We start from the raw sequence: 1,287 nt of genomic DNA, 5'->3' as shown, positions 1-1,287 counted from the left end.
AGGCGATGTTCAGCAGGCAAAAGCCATTATCTGGGCTAACTTTAAGAGCAGCCTGGCGGTTGATTCATATTTTGAATATCTGAAACTGGCTGACAATCATGAAAAAGTACTTGCAGTAAAAGAAGCCTTGCAAATAGCAAAAGAGAGCCCACACCTTGCCAGTGCATTCCAGTTCTTACAGGACTTACAACAGTTTGATGCTATTGAACAATTGTATTTTGCCAGAAAGGAAGAAATCGATGGCAGTGATTATTCCATTTACCGAAAATTATCTACCGAGCTGAATAAACAAGGCAAAAGCCTGATCGCAACCTTATTGAGAAGAAAACTTGTTGAAGACGTATTGGCAGCATCACGTTCAAAATCATACAAATATGCAGCAAGTGACTTAAAATTGGCCTCAGATTTTGCAAAACATATCTCTGACTGGCAGGGATACCCTACCCATGCTGATTATATTAATCAGTTAAAATCTCAGCACCCAAGAAAAATGAGTTTTTGGTCTCTAATCAACCCTGATAGATTTGAATAATATGCTTGAATATGTAATTTGCGAATTGCGAATCAGGGGCATTTTTTATTAAGTCAAAATGTTATTCTCTATTTGTCACGAATTAGAGCATAAAACGTGACAAAATTAAGTTCGAAAAATGATCCGAGTCCCCACAGTCCCAATTTGAAAAATCAGGTGGGGACGGAACTAGCCCAGTAATAACAAGGATGCCCCACTTGTCCCTATGGTCCCATGCATTTTTTATATGTCTGCAAACGCAGTCATCAATTCCTGAACTTGATTTCATTTTGGACGGTCAAATAATCCATATTAGACGCAACCCAGGATACCTAGTAAATATGAATTATCTCTTGTATCGCAGGCTTGTAATATTCAGCTTTACCAGCCTTCACAATTAAATTACTTAGTGGCTGATATTCGGCATCACTATGCGTGTGCCCACAAAGCACTAAAAAATCGATTGAAGGATTCTCAATTGCAAAAGGCATCAATACATCGCCTGTCGCTTTACAGCTGAAATAAGGCAGAAAATTATCATCACTCACTTGCCCCACATGCTGAGAAGCCTCCTTGAATGGAGGGACGTGGGTTAACACCATGATCTTTTGGGGTTGTTGCTTGATGGCTTGAGTTAGATCATTTTTCAACGCACTAGCATCAAAATCAGCCAAATCCTGCATTTTTTGTAACAGATGCTGTCGACTTAGCATTTTTTCCTGAAACAAATCAGCAATCATTCGGCTGTCATTGAGCGAAACAGGGCTATTTTGATA

Annotated in this window: 1 protein-coding gene and 1 pseudogene; one reads left to right on the top strand and one right to left on the bottom strand. The window is 39.2% G+C overall.

The features are described 5' to 3' along the window. Positions 1-532: DUF6880 family protein (locus ACQY7T_RS12500; RefSeq protein WP_428413843.1), on the top strand; the 532-nt coding region annotated here is incomplete at its 5' end. Positions 533-843: 311 nt separating this feature from the next. On the opposite strand, the pseudogene ACQY7T_RS12495 reads toward ACQY7T_RS12500, so the two are convergent. Then, positions 844-1,287 (bottom strand): annotated as a pseudogene (locus tag ACQY7T_RS12495) (metallophosphoesterase family protein); the annotation flags it as partial.

This window comes from Legionella sp. (genome assembly GCF_965140895.1).
Classification (GTDB): Bacteria; Pseudomonadota; Gammaproteobacteria; order Legionellales; family Legionellaceae; genus Legionella.
This window is presented reverse-complemented; position numbering and strand designations above follow the sequence as displayed.